A 16318-nucleotide genomic window follows, 5' to 3' on the forward strand; every position below is an offset into this window, starting at 1 on the left:
ATGACTTGACAAAAAAAGACTGATGGTAGGTATAAAGCTGACTTATCTGCGATCGCAGATTCTGGCTAAGCGGTTCTAGGCAATGAAAGCAGGTTGTCCATAGCTCTCTTTTACTACTCTAGACAGAAAAAAAATGGTGAATTAGAAAATGGAACTGATACGTTAAAGATAGAAAGAAGTAACAGTCGCTATTAAATATTGGATAATTTGTTTTTTAGGATTTTCTAAATATCTAACCCAACTATGATTAAATCGGGTGGATGTTCAATATTGAACTGGTAATGTATCTCTCGCCATTCTTGGGCTGGAAGAGTTAACAGCCATTCTAAAATCCCCATTTCACCAAGTTGAATTTGTGGGTTGCTACGATTGAGACGTACTTTGATTTGCTCGTTGCGGCTAACTGGCAGTTGTTCAGTGAGTTTCAGATTTACTTCTTTGTCGAGTAAGTTAGTGATTATCAATCGATAACCATAAGTAATCCGGCGTTGGTTACTAATTAATCTTTTATCTACCAGACGTTCAACTAAGTTGCGCTCAATTTTTAAACCTTCATCAATTCCTAAGTTCAGTTTGAATTCTTGTCCTGGTGCAATATTCCCTAATCCAGTAGTGCCGACAAAAACGTTGTCGCGGAAAATATTCGCTTTACCTGTTAACAAAGTCGCACCGTTGGGACTATTTTTCACATTAGCTTCTAGATAAGCAAAACTTACCAAGCGCGGCATTGCCACATAATCGAAGCTACAAGGATAATCATCGTTGAAAATCGTAGTTTTATGGGGTACACCATCGCTGGGAATGTTACCACCACCATTCAGTTTCAAGGTAACTACACTCCCTTCTTTAGATACTTCTGCTGTAACGGATTCTGCTGCAATAAGACTATCCTCTACAACTTCATCTTCTTCTTGCCAATCTGCTCTGGCAACAGAAGCAGGCGGCTCTGGTATGCTAGGCAGCAATGGTGGCTGGGCAGCTAGTCGAGATCGTCGCACTCTTTGAGGAAGTGGGGTATCAATATACCAGGGTTCAAGTTTGGGTGGAAGTGTACCTAATCCTGGTTTAGCGGTAGAAAGGGTGAGATTTGCACCAATCCAATCTTCGCCAGTGCTTTGAGTAATTTCTGCTAGGTAACTCAGATGCACAATATCGCTGGTAGTGCTAAAGCGCAAGTCATAAAGAGGATTCCAGCTAGCGCGATTTACTATGTAGGACACCTCTAATTCAAATTCCCCTTCACCTCCGACTTCAACAGCTACAACTAAACTAAAACTCTCTTTGGGATGAGGTGTTTGGATGATTTGTAATGAGGTGTGGAGTGCTTGCAGTTGTTTATCTAATTCCTGCTGTTGAGTTTTGCACTCTCCAGATGCGATCGCATATTCACTATGCTGGCTTCCGAGAAAGTTGAGGAAATCCAAAGTTTCGCTGAGGCTGAGATTTTTCCGAGACAAACTGTGTGCAAAAGGTTCTTCCGTTTTTTCACGTAAGCCGCCGATAAAACTAGATTGCAATGCTAAAGCATCTATTTGGGCTTGTAGGTGGCGTTTTTCTGCTTCTAATTGCTGAATTTGCCTTGTCAAATGTGCTACTCGCTCCGCTACAGGTTCAGTAGTGTAGATGCGATCGCTACTAACTCCCACCAAGCGCACCCCTACCCTACCTGTACCGCTAACCCGAACAGACTCACTTTCTAAAGTCATTGGCACTGGGGTAATTACTAATTCCTGTTCAATTCCTGTTAAATCAACTACACCCCGCCGTGTAACCAATGCTCTGTCAGAATACACGGTAACAGCTACAATCTCGCTTTGTACTGTTTTGCGCCAAGACGGTATTTCCGGGTTAACCACAGCTAGTTTTCCCCCATTTTTAATGATTCTGCTGGTTAATTGTCAATGTTTCCTGGTCTAACAGTCAACCCCTTTAAAGTAAAACTTACGCAAAAAACCTTTTTAGCTCTTATTTCTCTGTGTCGCGCCAGTTGCTTCTCCCTTGGCGCTAGCCTCTCCCTTTGGGAGAAGGGGAGATGCTACGCGTAGCTTGCTTCCCCAAAGGGGTACAAGTCGGGAAACCGCAAGGGCGCACTGGCTTCTCTGTGGTTTAATTTTCCGTAACCTGTGGGTAAGTCCTATAGAGAATTCGTAATTCATAAATTACGAATTACGAACTCTCTTATTTGCGGATTGGTTCAAACGTACTGTAAGCAGTATCAGTTTTTTGCTCGACAAAATTCTTTGCCGCAGCTAGTAGATACTCATAATAGGCACGAGCGACGATAGATAGCTGCTTACCAGATGGGTAAACCATGTACCAATACCGCTGAATGGGGAAGTGTTGCACATCTAAAATGTTGAACTCTGAAGCGTCTGATAGTAAGGTATGACGGGATAAAACAGAAATTCCTAAACCACCTGCGATCGCTTGTTTAATTGCTTCATTACTTCCCAATTCTAGCTTGACTTTTACCATCACCCCTTCTTCTTCAAATAGCTTTTGGACGGCGCGACGAGTTCCTGAACCTGGTTCCCGCATAATAAAAGGTTGATTAGACAGGCGTTGTATAGGAATATTTTTTTCTTTGGATAAAGGATGATTTGTTGGTGCAAAGACTATCAAAGGATTTTCTAAAAATGGTTCACAAGTCACATCTATATTGTCTGGAATTTGACTCATAATATATAAGTCATCCAGGTTTTGACTCATCCGTTCCAAAATTTGTTCGTGATTTGTAACTTGCAGCGAGATATCAATCCCTGGATAAAGTTCGCAAAATGGGCCTAACAAACGTGGGATAAAATATTTTGCTGTTGTAATCACTGCCAAACGTAATTGTCCTTGTTTTAGCCCTTTTAAATCTGCTACCTTCATCTCATACTGGGCTATATTGTGAAAAATTTGCCGACAAGTAGCAAATAATTCTCGTCCTGCCTCCGTCAGATACAATCGCTTCCCCACTTGCTCAAATAATGGCAAACCTACCGATTTTGTGAGCTGCTTGATCTGCATAGAAACGGTAGGTTGGGTGAGAAACAATTCCTCAGCAGCACGAGTAAAGCTACTGTGCCGTGCCGCTGCCTCGAACACCTTTAACTGGTGCAGCGTCGCTTGGTTCAAAGATGATTCTCCTATATATAGCGATTAATAGATATAAATCTAGTATTGCTGAACACTGGCAAATGATATACTAATGCTCACAGAAAGTTACGAGTTTTATCATAGATAAAACTCTATCATGTTTATTCAAATAAAGATATTTTATTTATATATTGAAAAAGCTATTATTTTGAATAGCTTAAGCATAAGATGCCTTCCATCTAAACGATGAATGATGATAGATGATTTTTAAAAATTCATCTATCATCATTCATCATTCCATAATTCTTCTTGAACTTTTGTAGGTAGTTTGGTTAAGTCTGGTAATCTTAGTACCTCGATTTCTGCAACTTGTTCTTTTTCTTTAATATTCACTGGCAAGTTTAACGGTTCGTGTTCTTCTATCCAGCAGCTTGCCAATGGCAAGGTTTGCTCCATTTCATCCAGCGGTCGAGGAATTACCATCACTGCATTCAATTCCCCAATGCGTTCTGCTTCAAACATTCCCGCTTCCACTGCTACTGCCACATTTGCTACAGAACCACGAATAATAGCCGTACACAAACCCCCACCAATTTTTTCATAAGCTGCTAAATGAACATCAGCAGCTTTGAGCATGGCATCACACGCTCCAACCATCGCTGGAAATCCTCGCGTTTCTACCAAACCAATTGCTTGATTACTCAGACGGCTGGAATTGCCCTCCTCCATCAATTTAGTGAAACGGGTTGTGATGGGAAGTACTATATCTAGGTTGGGATAGGGTCGGGGAATCACTAAGCTAGAAATCAATTGACCAAACTGTTCAGCCGTTTGCACGCCTGATTCTACCGCCAAACGCACGTCAGCAATTCCACCCCGAACGATCGCAGTACAATAACCGCTACCGATTTTTTCATACCCTACCAGATGAACTCCCGCTGATTTCAGCATCATATCTGCTGTACCAACGATCGCCGGAAAGCTGCGGGTAGAAACTAAACCCAAAGCAGTATCCTGAAAAGTTTCTCGACCACTCGCTCCCTGAATAGTGCGAATAGACCGTTGATTGTATGTTTCCATGATGAATTCTCCAAAATACGGAAAAAGCCGATAACTTACAATTAACACTTACTCGGACTAATCGTCATTTGGGTCGCTCAAGGATTGTCTATGAGGAAACAGTGTAGTCAACAGTCTGTTTATGCTCCCTTGTCCATAAATTTGAGTCCCAAAACCGTTAGAGGATTCTGCGGCTGCCTGACTGAGGTCTGAGTTCTGTTCTGTAGACTGTTGGGGAGCTTTTGCCAAAGTGGAGTCAGTATAATTCGTTGGTTCCTCCACAGGAGGAGGCTGACTTTCTGGAGTTGCGGGAGATTTAAAATAAGAAATCGACTTGTTTTGTTTGAAATCTACAAAAGCCGAAGCTGAGAAATTAGTTGAGGAAATTTCCTTTTCCTTAACTCCACCAAAACGATTTTCCTCTCCCTTCGGTGATGGTGTATTTGTAGTAGAAGTTGGGTTATTTATAGATGGTTCTGGCTGCTTTGTCAGAGCAATCTGCCGACTGGTGTCTCCTAAAATTGAACCAGGCGGTACTACTTGTCCAGGTTCAACCGAGTAGTTAAAAACTGTAGTCGCAGAACCAATACAAGCATTTGCGCCAATTTTGCCCTCACCAATCATCAAAAAACCTGCTCCCAGGTTTGCACCTGCTTCTACTTCTAGAGTGCCTTCATGGACTTGGAGAATTGCTCCCATGCCAATACAGACCCCTGGTCCAATGATGATCTTGCTGTTTACAGCCGCTTGCAGGATCACACCAGGTGCAAGTACCGCGCTTGGATGAATAGTCACCTCACCACTAATGTAAGTATCAAAGTTATTGTTGAGGCGCAGTAGCGGCACAGACATGGAAATTTATAACCTCTCAAGCCGGATGTAGTTCTGAGTGATGAGTGCTGAGTGCTGAGTTCTGTTAGCGTCAGCGGGGCATTTGGCGGGTGCTGAGTAATTAGTATGTTTTAAAATTTGAGTTTACAGTTGGTGTGACTGGTCTCTTGAAAGTGTTAACTCAGCACTCAGCACTTTTAACTCAGCACTGCTATGGTCTTTGAATAATCGTTTCTAATACGCGACGCTTGGCTTTGGGGTCAACACCAATTAAGCGCACATATTCCCCTGGATATTCGTGGAGGTGCCCTTCTACAGCAGCGATCGCTTCTCTTTCTGAGGATGCTTGAATGTGACCGATACTAGTCCAGGAATTTATCCGGAAGCGGCGCTCATCCACGTGTTCAAGGCTAATTTTTGAGCCGCTAGCCAATAATTGCCGGAGTTGGTCTACTACTTCAGAACTCAAACGAGTACTGGTAGCTGTTGCTGTAGCAGTAGTAGAGTACGATGCACTGCTAGTAAATGATTTCTGGCTGCTAGAAGAGGTTGCTTGACCATTTGGACGTTGGATAATAGTCTCTAATACCCGCCGTTTGGCTTTGGGGTCAATACCAATTAAGCGTACATATTCCCCTTCGTATTCACCAAGGTGTGCTTCTATAGCTGCGATCGCTTCTCTTTCTGAGGAGGCTTGAATTTGACCGATACTATTCCAGGAATTTATCCGGAAGCGGCGCTCATCCACGTGTTCAAGGCTAATTTTAGACCCGCCAGCCAATAATTGCCGGAGTTGGTCTACTACTTCACTACTCAAGCGATTACTGCTAACTGTTCCCTTACCAGAGAATGCTGCACTACTAGTATTAGTAAATGATTTGTGACTACCAGAGGAAGCTACTTGACCATTTGGACGTTGGATAATGGTCTCTAATACCCGCCGTTTGGCTTTGGTGTCAATGCCGATTAAACGTACATACTCGCCTTGATGACTTGCTATACATTCTTCCAAAGCGGAGATGACTTGATTTGTAGAAGTTGCTTCAATTGGCTTGCAACTAGTCCAGGAACCAGTGCGGAAACGCCGCTCATCCACGTGTTCCATGCCAATTTTGTAACCACCTGCCAACAGTTGGCGAATTTGCTCTAGAGTTTCGCCATTGATATTGCCACTGCTAGAACTGTTACCATTACTGCTGTAGCTGCTGTAACTGCTGTAACTGCTATTGCCACGACTAGCCGGAGCTTTAAAGCTGCTAGCTGGTTTTGCATCATCATCAGGACGTTGGATGATGGCTTCTAGCACGCGCCGTCTACCTTTATCAATGCCAAACAGTCGGACATACTCGCCGCTATGCTCTTGTAGACAGCTTTCTAATGCTGCGGTCGCTTCACCAAGCGATCTCGGTTCGATTGGTTGACAACTAGTCCAAGAACCCGTGCGGAAACGTCTTTCGTCTACGTGTTCCGTACCAATCTTGTATCCCTGTTCTAATAAATACTGCAACTGATCTATTGTTTCTGCACCCAAGCTATTGCTCGACACTTCACTACTCCTTTCCAACTCTAAAACAGTAATACCATTACCTGTATAAGATTTAGCGTTCTCATCCCGAATGGGTGCTATACATTTACTATCCGCAGCACAGAGATAACCAGCTCGTAATGCCTGATTAATCCCAACCACATGATGAGCAAATTCTTTATCCTGATCTTGCACATCTGGCAACCGATCAGCTTGCTGCTGGCTGGTAATTATTGCTCCCGAAGGTACATACTTACCAGGGGGAATCTCTACGTCTTGAATCAAAGCGTGCATCATCACGATGCAACCTGCACCCACCCTGGCATTAAACACCGTAGAGCGAAAGCCAATGAAGGAACTATCACCTACATAAGCTGGCCCGTGAATTAAAGCCATGTGAGTAATGCAAGCGTTTTTACCAATCCATACTGAGTATTTATTTTGGTCATCGCCAATTACTCGACCTTGCTCTAACCCATGAATGACAACACCATCTTGAATATTAGTGTTTTCACCCAGATAAAAAGGTGTGCCTTCATCTGCTCTAATCGTAGTCCCCGGAGCAACGATTACATTTGCACCTATTCGCACATCCCCAATTAAATTGGAGAATGTATGTACAAAGGCAGTTTCATGGATTTTGGGTTCAGCTAAATTCCTTGACCACGGGGTTGGGGGTGCCGCCGTGCTGCGGACTGCCATCGCGAAATTCCTCCTTTATTGTCATTTGTCAGTTGTCTTCTCTTACAAAGTTCTGATTGGAGGAAACCTCCGCTCAGACTTTGCGCTTTGTCAGTTGTCTTCTCTTACAAAGTTCTGATGCCTGCGGCGGGCTGCGCCAACGGAGGAAACCTCCGCTCAGACTTTGCACTTTGTCATTTGTCGAGAACTAATGACTAATGACTAATGACTAATGACTAATGACTATCGATATTGATCTTTTTTGCTGTAAATGAGGCGATCTTCAACATGAATGGTATCTACGATCGCCACCACTACTGCATCTAATGGACGTTGTTCATTTCCAAGCACTTGACGAGCAACACTGCCACGACTGACAAGTACCCACTCATCTACTCCTGCTCCTACACTATCTGCTGCTACCTCATATTGTGGCAGGACGTTTCCGTCTTCATCCACTAATTGTAATAACAGTAGTTTTACACCTCTAAGACTTGGATCTTTTTGGGTGCTAACTACTGTGCCGCGAACTTTAGCAACTTGCATTACAAATTACGGTCTTCTACCAAAAGGACGAATTGCATTTACATTTTCCCGGAACTGCTCTACGTCTTCGGTATAACGAATTGGGAGGACGTATTCCAAGTTTTCGTGAGGACGAGCGATGATGTGAGTAGACAGCACTTGTCCACCATTAACTCGCTTCACTGATTCAACACCTGCGGCTACAGAAGCTTGCACTTCTGAAACGTCACCCCGAACAATCACCGTTACCCGACCACTACCGATTTTTTCATAGCCTACTAGAGTAACACGAGCAGCTTTCACCATTGCATCAGCAGCTTCTACTACTGCTGGAAAGCCTAGCGTTTCAACCATTCCCACTGCAATTGACATTAGTTTTAATCCCTATTTCAAAGTTTTTAGTCTTGGACAAAAATGATGCTCTTTTCAGGCAAAGAGCGTTAATTACTTTGTTTAAACAGCTTTTAAGTACGGAATTGTTCGACCGCTTCTGTGTAACGTATCGGCAAGACGTATTCCAGGTTTTCGTGAGGACGAGCAATGATATGAGTGGATAACACTTCACCACCAAACACTCTTTTTGCCGCTTCAACTCCCGCTGCTACAGAAGCTTGCACTTCCGATACATCTCCCCTAACTATCACGGTGACGCGAGCGCTACCAATTTTTTCATACCCCACTAAGGTGACACGGGCGGCTTTCACCATCGCATCAGCAGCTTCCACCACTGCTGGAAAGCCCTTCGTTTCAATCATTCCAACTGCAATTGGCATCGCAGAACTCCTACAAAATTAATGCAATCTGTACTATCGTTTGAATTTTTTGACGGGGAGAGCCTGATCTTATAGCTAAGAAAACACTTCCAATTTAAGCATAGGAAAGCTTGGCGTTCCTGGCAATATAAATTACTATAATAGTTTGTGATAAGAAAGTTTTAAAAAACTTAACAAAAATTTATCTAGGCTTCTGAGCAATTAAAGTTTACAGATTCCTTGAGTAGCCACTTATGCTTTATAATTTCTTTATCACATTTACAAAACGACATTCATAACCAAGGCTAATCTTATCTGACGACGGTTAACCAGTGGCTGTATGTTCTACTGTATCTATCTTTCATAAAACATTACTAAGTGTACAAGGACTAGGTGAAATATATATAAGTTTTTTCAATATATCGTATAAAGTACTCTGGTCAAAGTAGAAATAAAAATGTAAAAAGGTGGATGATGTTAAGGCAAGTAGATGCTTTAGCTTATGTAAAGTTATATTTTACTTAGTATTTAATAGAGTAATGTTAAGTAAAAGTACTTCTGAAAATTTAGTTAAAATAATAGTAAAAAACAGCGACATTTTGATAAATTCATTTTATTAAATAGAAACTTGTTTTGATTTTAAAAAATAAAGGCTGAGTCATCAAGGAAATTTAAATGGAGCAATTTCTATTTTCAACAAGTTGGTTTGTGCCTTTGTACAGCTTATTGGGCGCAATTTTGACCTTGCCGTGGGGAATAGGAATAATTCGGCGAACAGGGCCAAGACCTGCGGCATACTTCAACTTGTTGACGACCGTTTTAGCTTTTTTCCATAGCCTAGTTGTATTTAAAAATGTCTGGGATAGAGAACCAGAAACCTTACTAATTAATTGGTTCAAAGCAGCAGATTTAGACTTATCTTTTTCCTTGGAACTATCCTCAGTCAGTATTGGGGCAACAGTTTTAATTACAGGGTTAAGCTTACTGGCACAAGTTTACGCTCTGGGTTACATGGAAAAGGACTGGTCGTTGGCGCGTTTTTTTGGGCTACTGGGATTTTTTGAAGCAGCGCTATGTGGTCTAGCAATCAGTGATTCTTTGTTTCTCAGCTATGCCCTTTTGGAAGTATTGACGCTTTCAACTTACTTGCTGGTGGGGTTCTGGTATGCTCAACCACTAGTAGTGACGGCGGCGCGGGATGCGTTTTGGACTAAACGGGTAGGAGACTTGTTGCTGCTGATGGCTGTAGTGACACTTTCTACCTTAGCTGGGAGTTTGAACATTTCGGATTTATATGAGTGGGCACAAACAGCCAATTTAAGTCCCATGACATCGACATTACTAGGGTTGGCGTTAATTGCTGGGCCTGCTGGTAAATGTGCCCAATTTCCACTGCACCTGTGGTTAGATGAGGCAATGGAAGGGCCCAACCCAGCCTCGGTAATGCGGAACTCTCTAGTCGTAGCGGGTGGTGCTTATTTACTGTATAAACTTCAACCATTGTTAGCCTTGTCGCCAGTTGCCTTGAATGCTTTGGTAGTCATGGGTACGGTGACAGCAATTGGGGCGACATTAGTATCCATAGCTCAAATTGACATTAAGCGATCGCTATCTCATTCTACTAGTGCATACATGGGGTTAGTGTTTTTGGCAGTGGGGTTGCAGCAAGGGGGTGTAGCCTTGATGTTGCTGTTAACTCATGCGATCGCTAAAGCATTATTATTTATGAGTTCAGGTTCAGTCATCTTGACTACCCAAAGCCAAGACTTAACAGAAATGGGCGGTTTGTGGTCACGGATGCCAGCCACCACCACAGCCTTTGTGGTCGGTTCGGCAGGGATGGTGACACTACTACCATTAGGAAGTTTCTGGGCAATGCTAGCATGGGCTGATGGTTTTGTGAATATTAGCCCTTGGGTGATTGGGGTTTTAATATTAGTCAATGGTTTGACAGCATTGAATTTGACCAGAGTATTTAGATTAGTCTTCTGGGGTAAACCGCAACAAAAGACCCGTCGCACTCCAGAAGTTGGTTGGCAGATGGCTTTACCAATGGTGTTTTTGATAGTACTGACTCTGCTTCTACCTCTGATGTTACAGCAATGGTATTTACTACCAGATTGGGAAAGTATTAATTGGTATGTGGTGTTAGCCTTGTTTAGTTCTACCGTAGTGGGGGTAGGTGTAGGGTGTACAGTTTATCTGCACAAAGCTTGGTCAAGATCCAGAATCTTGACGTGGAGATTTCTGCAAGACCTGTTAGGTTATGATTTTTATATTGACCGAGTTTATCTTGTAACCGTGGTAAGTATAGTAGGACTGCTATCTAAAATTTCTGCTTGGAGCGATCGCTACTTGGTTGACGGTTTAGTAAACTTGGTTGGGTTTGCGACTATTTTCGGCGGACAAACTTTAAAGTACAGCATTTCTGGGCAATCTCAGGGCTATATGTTGACCATCCTAGCAGTTGTCAGCGTCCTGGGTTTTTTCATCAGTTGGTCATTGGGTTTACTTGATAAATTACCTTTTTAGAGAGACGCGATAAATCGCGTCTGTACAAAACGTAGAGACGCGATTTATCGCATCTGTTATTCTCTGTCATCCCCCGTTACCCGAAGTCTATGCTTAGTGTTTTAATTATAGTGCCGTTAATTGGTGCGGCTTTAATTGGTTTCTGGCCCTCTGGCATCAGTGGGAAATTTGCTCGTAGGGTGGCTTTGGTCATTGCCAGTATTGCTTTCTTGTGGACAATCCTATTAGTAACTCAGTTCCATCCCGGAGAAATTACTCAACAGTTTGCTGAATCTTTCCCTTGGGTAGATGCTTTAGGGTTGAATTATAACCTTGGGATAGATGGTTTATCTTTACCGTTGCTGGTTTTAAATGGATTGTTAACTTGTATTGCCATCTATAGCAGCGATGAATCCCTACAGCGTCCTAAATTTTATTACTCTTTGATACTATTATTAAACACTGGGGTGACAGGAGCCTTTCTAGCACAAGATTTACTGTTATTTTTCCTATTTTACGAATTGGAACTGATTCCGCTGTATTTGCTGATAGCTATTTGGGGTGGCGCCAAGCGGGGTTATGCTGCGACTAAATTTCTCATTTATACAGCCGTTTCGGGAATTTTGATTTTAGCAAGTTTCCTGGGCATGGTTTGGCTGAGTGGTTCCTCTAACTTTGCACTAGCAACCTTAAACACAACAACTTTACCTTTAGCAACACAGCTATTACTGCTAGCGGGAATTTTGGTAGGTTTTGGGATTAAAATTCCTTTAGTTCCCTTTCATACTTGGTTGCCAGATGCTCACGTTGAAGCTTCCACGCCGATTTCCGTGCTATTGGCTGGGATTTTGTTAAAGTTGGGAACCTATGGCTTACTGCGCTTTGGCATGAACTTGTTACCAGAAGCTTGGAGTTATCTAGCTCCTTGGTTGGCAATTTGGGCAGTAGTAAGTGTGCTGTATGGTTCATCCTGCGCGATCGCCCAAACTGATATGAAAAAAATGGTAGCATACAGCTCCATTGGACACATGGGTTACGTGCTTTTAGCGGCGGCAGCGGCTACACCTTTAAGTGTGTTGGGTGCTGTGATGCAAATGATTAGCCACGGCTTGATTTCGGCAATGCTATTTTTGTTGGTAGGTGTTGTGTATAAAAAAGCCGGAAGCCGTGATTTAGCAATTATTCAAGGATTACTGAACCCAGAACGCGGTATGCCAGTAATCGGTAGCTTGATGATTGTCGGAGTTATGGCCAGCGCTGGTATACCGGGAATGCTAGGGTTTATTTCCGAATTCGTAGTTTATCGGGGAAGTTTTGCAGTTTTCCCAGTGCAAACCTTATTATGTATGCTTGGTACTGGTTTAACAGCAGTTTATTTTTTAATACTCGTCAACCGCGCCTTTTTTGGACGCCTATCTGCACCAGTTACCAACTTACCACGTGTGTATTGGAGCGATCGCATCCCAGCTGCAATTTTAGCTGTACTAATTGTGATTTTCGGCATTCAACCTAGTTGGTTAGTGCGTTGGACTGAACCAACAATTACAGCAATGGTAAATACCCAAAACGTAGTAGCAACAGTGTCCTTGGATAAAGCAATGGAGACTGGGGAGTAGGAATTGGGGACTGGGGACTGGGGGCTGAGGACTAAGGAAAAAAGTTTTCCCAATGCCCAATGACGCCAGTCGCCTCAAGTCGGGAAATCGGCCCACGGCGCGGCGCTGCCTCCCCAATCCCCAATCCCCAATCCCCAATGCCCCAATCCCTAAACTTTTTGGAGAGATGGCAATGGTAACTATTAAAAAGAAAGCTACTCGCAATCCTTTAGCTGAGTATATTGAACGTCTACAAAATGGAGATGCATTACTCCCTGATAGTCCAGAGAATGTGCTGGAAGTTGTTGGTATTCTGAAAAGCTATGGGGTAGTTTTAGACGCTTATTCAAAAAATCTTAACTATATTGCCGAGTATCAGTTTTTAGTCTTTTTCCCATTTTTTAAATACTTTAATGGAGAGGTTTCTTTGCAGAAATTACTCCGTCACTGGTGGCATGATCGAATTAATTTTGAATATGCCGAGTATTGCATGAAAGGGATGATGTGGCACGGTGGCGGTGGACTAGATACTTATTTAGATACACAAGAGTTTCAAGAAAGAGCGCAAGCTGTTATCGCCGCAAAATTTAAAAATAATCCCTTGATTCTGGCTATTAACCAACTTTTTCCAGATTTCTTAACAGAACAGTTGCGCGTCTCTGCTTACTACACCGGTTTAGGTCAATTCTGGCGAGTCATGGCTGATATGTTCCTCAACTTGTCAGACCGCTATGATCGAGGCGAAATCAAATCGATTCCTCAAGTTGTAGACCATATTAAAGTAGGGTTAGTGGCAAATGCATCAAACCCAATTACCTACGCTGTCAAAATTCGAGGTAAGGTCTATGAAATAATTCCTAAAAGCGTTGGTATGACCTTCTTAGCAGATACAGCAATACCTTATGTAGAAGCAGTATTCTTCCGAGGAACTCCTTTCCACGGTACTGTTTCATACAACGCCCAAGGATATCAAATTCCCCCGGATCAAAGTAGATTTCAATATGGTGCATTGTATGCCGATCCTTTACCCATCGGTGGCGCTGGTATTCCTCCTACTTTGTTGATGCAAGATATGCGTCATTATCTTCCAGAATATTTGCACGAAATTTATCGTCACAGTCTTCGGGGTGAAGATGATTTGCGAGTCCAAATTTGTATGAGTTTCCAAAAATCGATGTTTTGTGTGACGACAGCAACGATTTTGGGACTGATGCCTCATCCTTTAGATACTAAAGATCCAAATGAGCAAAAAGGTAATCAAGTATATTTAGAGAAGTGGATGAGTCGGTTACAAACTTCGCGGTTACTGGATGTGAATAAATGACAGATGATTCCACCATTACTCACGAGGTATTTAAGCAATTCGAGCGCGACAAATTTTCTGTTGTAGCTCAAGAATACGATCGCGCGTTAGCGAAGCGGAGGTATCGCTGTTGTGACTTCTCAGGTAGATGAAGCCATATTGGATGCCGTGGGAGCTAAGTCTGGTAAGCTGTTCCACAAATAACCTTGCATATACTGGGCGGGCGAGACGCCCACCCCACAAAAAATGTACAATTTCAGATTATGTAAACTAGATGTGGTTTAGCTTATTCAATTGCTAGACGTGGCTTGCGGAACTGGATGGCTTAGTGCCGCAGCACTAAAGCGGCAGGCTATAGTCACAGGATTAGACTTTGCTGAGAATATGGTGGCCATTGCCAAAGGGCGATGTCCTCAAGGCTCATTGTATCAAGGGGACGCTGAAAACTTAACTTTCGAGTCGGGCCAGTTTGAGGCAGTAGTTTGTAGCTTGGGTATCCTCCATTTCCCAAACCCAGAAAAAGCGATCGCTGAATCCTTTCACGTACTCAAATCAGGAGGGCGCTACGCTTTTACCTGCTGGACACCGCCAACACGCAATCCATTTATGGCTCTGATACTAAGTTCAGTGCAGACTTATGGCAGCATGAATCTGAACTTACCTTCTGGGCCACCCCTGTTTCGCTTTAGCGACCCCACTGAATGCGAAATGGTTTTAAGCGCCGAGGGATTTACTCAGGTATCTGTTACCGAACTGCCGATCAAGTGGACTTTTTCTACACCAGAAGATGTGATGCCAAAGATTATTGTAAGTTCGGTACGTCTGGGGTCGATGTTGGCAATGCAAAGCGATGAGCAAAGGCGTAATATTGAAAACGCAATTATCGAGGGAGCCTCAAAATATGTCACAGAAAATGGTGTGGAAATTCCCGCTTCTGTGATGCTGACTCTCGCTTACAAACCATAAGCTAGAACAACCTTTGAATTTAGTCAATTTTTAAGCATTTTTCCATGACAAAATTTATCAGCTTTTGCCCTATACGCTCTACTTCTTGCTTTTTGATAACAATAAATCCCTGACTCTCAAAAAAAGGTTTAGCAGTAATACTGGCTTCTGTAAATAACTTGTCCACACCTAAAGAGTTTGCTTTTAATTCAATCTGTTCTAATATTTTCTTACCAACACCTTTCCTTTGAAAATCTTTATGACAATAGAAACGATTGATATGACCATTAGCTTCTAATTCTCCAAAACCAATAATTTTGTCTTGTTCTTCTGCTACATAAGTAAACTTACTTCCTAAACTTTTAATCCAAACTTCAATATCCATATTTGCTAGTGCCCAAGCAGCTACTTGTTCTTGTGTGTAATCGTGAATATTCACTTCATGAATAGTGTCGTAGAACAATTTCATAATTTCTTCGGTATCAGCTATTTCGTATATTCTTAATTTCATAAAGAAAGTAATTAATCACAAATAATCCCTCTTCTAAGAAACAAGACAGGAGGCAGAAGGACGGCAGTTGCTCCACTTGGGGAGACCCCATCGCCCTTAGCGTCTCCCCTTGGGAGAAGACTGCACTGCCTCCAGAAGGGAAGAGGATTTGACTTGTTTCTTCCATCCATAACGGAATGGATGTAAATAAATAATTGATTTTTGATCAATATTATGCTTCTGGCTCAATACCGAGCGATCGCAATTGAGCAGTCAAGCGATCGGCTCTTTCTTCACCAGTCAACAACAAATTACCTTGCAAATCCCACCAGCGTAGCCAAGGTAATTCCATATTCTGATATTGTCCTTGCCATATACCTAATTCAAGACCCAAGGGTGTAATAGAATAATGTCCACGTTCATTTGCTACTAATAACTGATATTGTCCACCAACTAATTCATAAACTTCCACACTGGCTTTACTTACTTCATAAATGCCGTAAAAAGCTGGATGAATTACTTGCTCATAAATCCAAAATTTGCCCTTCCAAGGAGTTTTGTCTCGTTCTTCGCTACCATCTCCAGAAACAAATTCCAAAGCAATCAATGGTGCGATAAATTCTCGCCACAACACATAAGACCTTCGTGAAAGTCCATCCAATGAAGGCGGTACATTCGGTACAAAAAACCAGTCGGGTGCTTCTGCACCTTTTTCTGGGGGTTCGGTCAAGCGCCAGTAAATACCTAAATCCTGGCCGATACAATACTGACCATCGGAATATAACTGCTTCAGCACGGGTGTAATTGAGTCAGTCAGTAAAATGCTTTGAGGATGCTCTTGCCAGTTTTTCACGAATGTACCGTCAGACTCTGGTAGCTGCGTATGGTCAGGGAAAGGAGTGAGTTCGTCGGTGGTTGGATTGGTTGCAGAGGTCATAAGATTACCTTTGCACTGGATAAGGGTTGTTTTTTAGTTTAGCAATAAAGGCAGAAGCAGGGCGATCGCACCAGTTCTGTTAA

Annotated in this window: 15 protein-coding genes and 1 pseudogene; 5 read left to right on the forward strand and 11 right to left on the reverse strand. The window is 42.6% G+C overall.

Going from position 1 to position 16318, the window contains the following annotated elements:
• Window positions 1-224: 224 nt before the first annotated feature.
• The 9 genes and pseudogenes from V7K79_RS10825 to V7K79_RS10860 all read right to left on the reverse strand — a co-directional run bounded on the left by V7K79_RS10825 (window position 225) and on the right by V7K79_RS10860 (window position 8475).
• On the reverse strand, window positions 225-1856 hold the full coding sequence (locus V7K79_RS10825; protein WP_335047409.1) for a mucoidy inhibitor MuiA family protein: 1632 nt from the start codon (window positions 1854-1856) through the stop codon (window positions 225-227).
• Window positions 1857-2178: 322 nt separating this feature from the next.
• Window positions 2179-3120 (reverse strand): LysR family transcriptional regulator, encoded by a 942-nt coding sequence (locus tag V7K79_RS10830; protein WP_335047411.1) that lies wholly within the window; start codon window positions 3118-3120, stop codon window positions 2179-2181.
• Between the two features lie 246 nt (window positions 3121-3366).
• Window positions 3367-4161: a BMC domain-containing protein gene (locus V7K79_RS10835; RefSeq protein WP_335047413.1), complete on the reverse strand. Its 795-nt coding sequence runs from the start codon at window positions 4159-4161 to the stop codon at window positions 3367-3369.
• A 57-nt stretch (window positions 4162-4218) separates the two neighbouring features.
• On the reverse strand, window positions 4219-4992 hold the full coding sequence (locus tag V7K79_RS10840; RefSeq protein ID WP_335047414.1) for a transferase: 774 nt from the start codon (window positions 4990-4992) through the stop codon (window positions 4219-4221).
• A gap of 190 nt (window positions 4993-5182) precedes the next feature.
• Window positions 5183-5440: a ribulose bisphosphate carboxylase small subunit gene (locus V7K79_RS29975; RefSeq protein ID WP_442938909.1), complete on the reverse strand. Its 258-nt coding sequence runs from the start codon at window positions 5438-5440 to the stop codon at window positions 5183-5185.
• Window positions 5441-5533: 93 nt separating this feature from the next.
• Window positions 5534-7198: pseudogene (locus tag V7K79_RS10845) on the reverse strand (ribulose bisphosphate carboxylase small subunit); the annotation flags it as partial.
• Window positions 7199-7420: 222 nt separating this feature from the next.
• Complete coding sequence (locus V7K79_RS10850; protein ID WP_335047418.1) at window positions 7421-7723, reverse strand: EutN/CcmL family microcompartment protein; 303 nt, start codon at window positions 7721-7723, stop codon at window positions 7421-7423.
• Window positions 7724-7729: 6 nt separating this feature from the next.
• Window positions 7730-8074: a carbon dioxide-concentrating mechanism protein CcmK gene (locus V7K79_RS10855; RefSeq protein WP_010995041.1), complete on the reverse strand. Its 345-nt coding sequence runs from the start codon at window positions 8072-8074 to the stop codon at window positions 7730-7732.
• 92 nt (window positions 8075-8166) lie between these two features.
• Window positions 8167-8475 carry a carbon dioxide-concentrating mechanism protein CcmK gene (locus V7K79_RS10860; protein WP_012410633.1) on the reverse strand — a complete coding sequence of 103 codons (309 nt, stop codon included), beginning with the start codon at window positions 8473-8475 and terminating at the stop codon, window positions 8167-8169.
• 654 nt (window positions 8476-9129) lie between these two features.
• Between V7K79_RS10860 and V7K79_RS10865 the strand changes: the two genes are divergently transcribed.
• The 5 genes from V7K79_RS10865 to V7K79_RS10885 all read left to right on the forward strand — a co-directional run bounded on the left by V7K79_RS10865 (window position 9130) and on the right by V7K79_RS10885 (window position 14829).
• On the forward strand, window positions 9130-10986 hold the full coding sequence (locus V7K79_RS10865) for an NAD(P)H-quinone oxidoreductase subunit F (RefSeq protein ID WP_335047420.1): 1857 nt from the start codon (window positions 9130-9132) through the stop codon (window positions 10984-10986).
• An 89-nt stretch (window positions 10987-11075) separates the two neighbouring features.
• Window positions 11076-12581 (forward strand): NADH-quinone oxidoreductase subunit M, encoded by a 1506-nt coding sequence (locus V7K79_RS10870; protein ID WP_335047422.1) that lies wholly within the window; start codon window positions 11076-11078, stop codon window positions 12579-12581.
• Between the two features lie 172 nt (window positions 12582-12753).
• Entirely contained in the window at window positions 12754-13884 is a 1131-nt protein-coding gene (locus V7K79_RS10875) for a CO2 hydration protein (RefSeq protein WP_335047582.1), read from the forward strand.
• Window positions 13881-14015 carry a hypothetical protein gene (locus tag V7K79_RS10880; protein ID WP_335047424.1) on the forward strand — a complete coding sequence of 45 codons (135 nt, stop codon included), beginning with the start codon at window positions 13881-13883 and terminating at the stop codon, window positions 14013-14015. Before V7K79_RS10875 ends, V7K79_RS10880 begins: the two co-directional genes overlap by 4 nt.
• A gap of 151 nt (window positions 14016-14166) precedes the next feature.
• Window positions 14167-14829: a class I SAM-dependent methyltransferase gene (locus tag V7K79_RS10885; RefSeq protein ID WP_335047425.1), complete on the forward strand. Its 663-nt coding sequence runs from the start codon at window positions 14167-14169 to the stop codon at window positions 14827-14829.
• A gap of 19 nt (window positions 14830-14848) precedes the next feature.
• Here the strand turns inward: V7K79_RS10885 and V7K79_RS10890 are convergent, their stop codons facing one another.
• Entirely contained in the window at window positions 14849-15319 is a 471-nt protein-coding gene (locus tag V7K79_RS10890) for a GNAT family N-acetyltransferase (protein WP_335047427.1), read from the reverse strand.
• A 211-nt stretch (window positions 15320-15530) separates the two neighbouring features.
• Entirely contained in the window at window positions 15531-16235 is a 705-nt protein-coding gene (locus V7K79_RS10895) for a Uma2 family endonuclease (RefSeq protein WP_335047429.1), read from the reverse strand.
• Window positions 16236-16318 lie beyond the last annotated feature (83 nt).

This window comes from Nostoc sp. (assembly GCF_036917575.1).
Taxonomy (GTDB): Bacteria; Cyanobacteriota; Cyanobacteriia; order Cyanobacteriales; family Nostocaceae; genus Nostoc.

Coding starts and splice junctions, on each gene's coding strand:
- V7K79_RS10835 (WP_335047413.1), bottom strand. CDS start 4,161: ATGGAAACATACAATCAACGGTCTATTCGCACTATTCAGGGAGCGAGT.
- V7K79_RS10840 (WP_335047414.1), bottom strand. CDS start 4,992: ATGTCTGTGCCGCTACTGCGCCTCAACAATAACTTTGATACTTACATT.
- V7K79_RS10850 (WP_335047418.1), bottom strand. CDS start 7,723: ATGCAAGTTGCTAAAGTTCGCGGCACAGTAGTTAGCACCCAAAAAGAT.
- V7K79_RS10855 (WP_010995041.1), bottom strand. CDS start 8,074: ATGTCAATTGCAGTGGGAATGGTTGAAACGCTAGGCTTTCCAGCAGTA.
- V7K79_RS10860 (WP_012410633.1), bottom strand. CDS start 8,475: ATGCCAATTGCAGTTGGAATGATTGAAACGAAGGGCTTTCCAGCAGTG.
- V7K79_RS10865 (WP_335047420.1), top strand. CDS start 9,130: ATGGAGCAATTTCTATTTTCAACAAGTTGGTTTGTGCCTTTGTACAGC.
- V7K79_RS10870 (WP_335047422.1), top strand. CDS start 11,076: ATGCTTAGTGTTTTAATTATAGTGCCGTTAATTGGTGCGGCTTTAATT.
- V7K79_RS10875 (WP_335047582.1), top strand. CDS start 12,754: ATGGTAACTATTAAAAAGAAAGCTACTCGCAATCCTTTAGCTGAGTAT.
- V7K79_RS10880 (WP_335047424.1), top strand. CDS start 13,881: ATGACAGATGATTCCACCATTACTCACGAGGTATTTAAGCAATTCGAG.
- V7K79_RS10890 (WP_335047427.1), bottom strand. CDS start 15,319: ATGAAATTAAGAATATACGAAATAGCTGATACCGAAGAAATTATGAAA.
- V7K79_RS10895 (WP_335047429.1), bottom strand. CDS start 16,235: ATGACCTCTGCAACCAATCCAACCACCGACGAACTCACTCCTTTCCCT.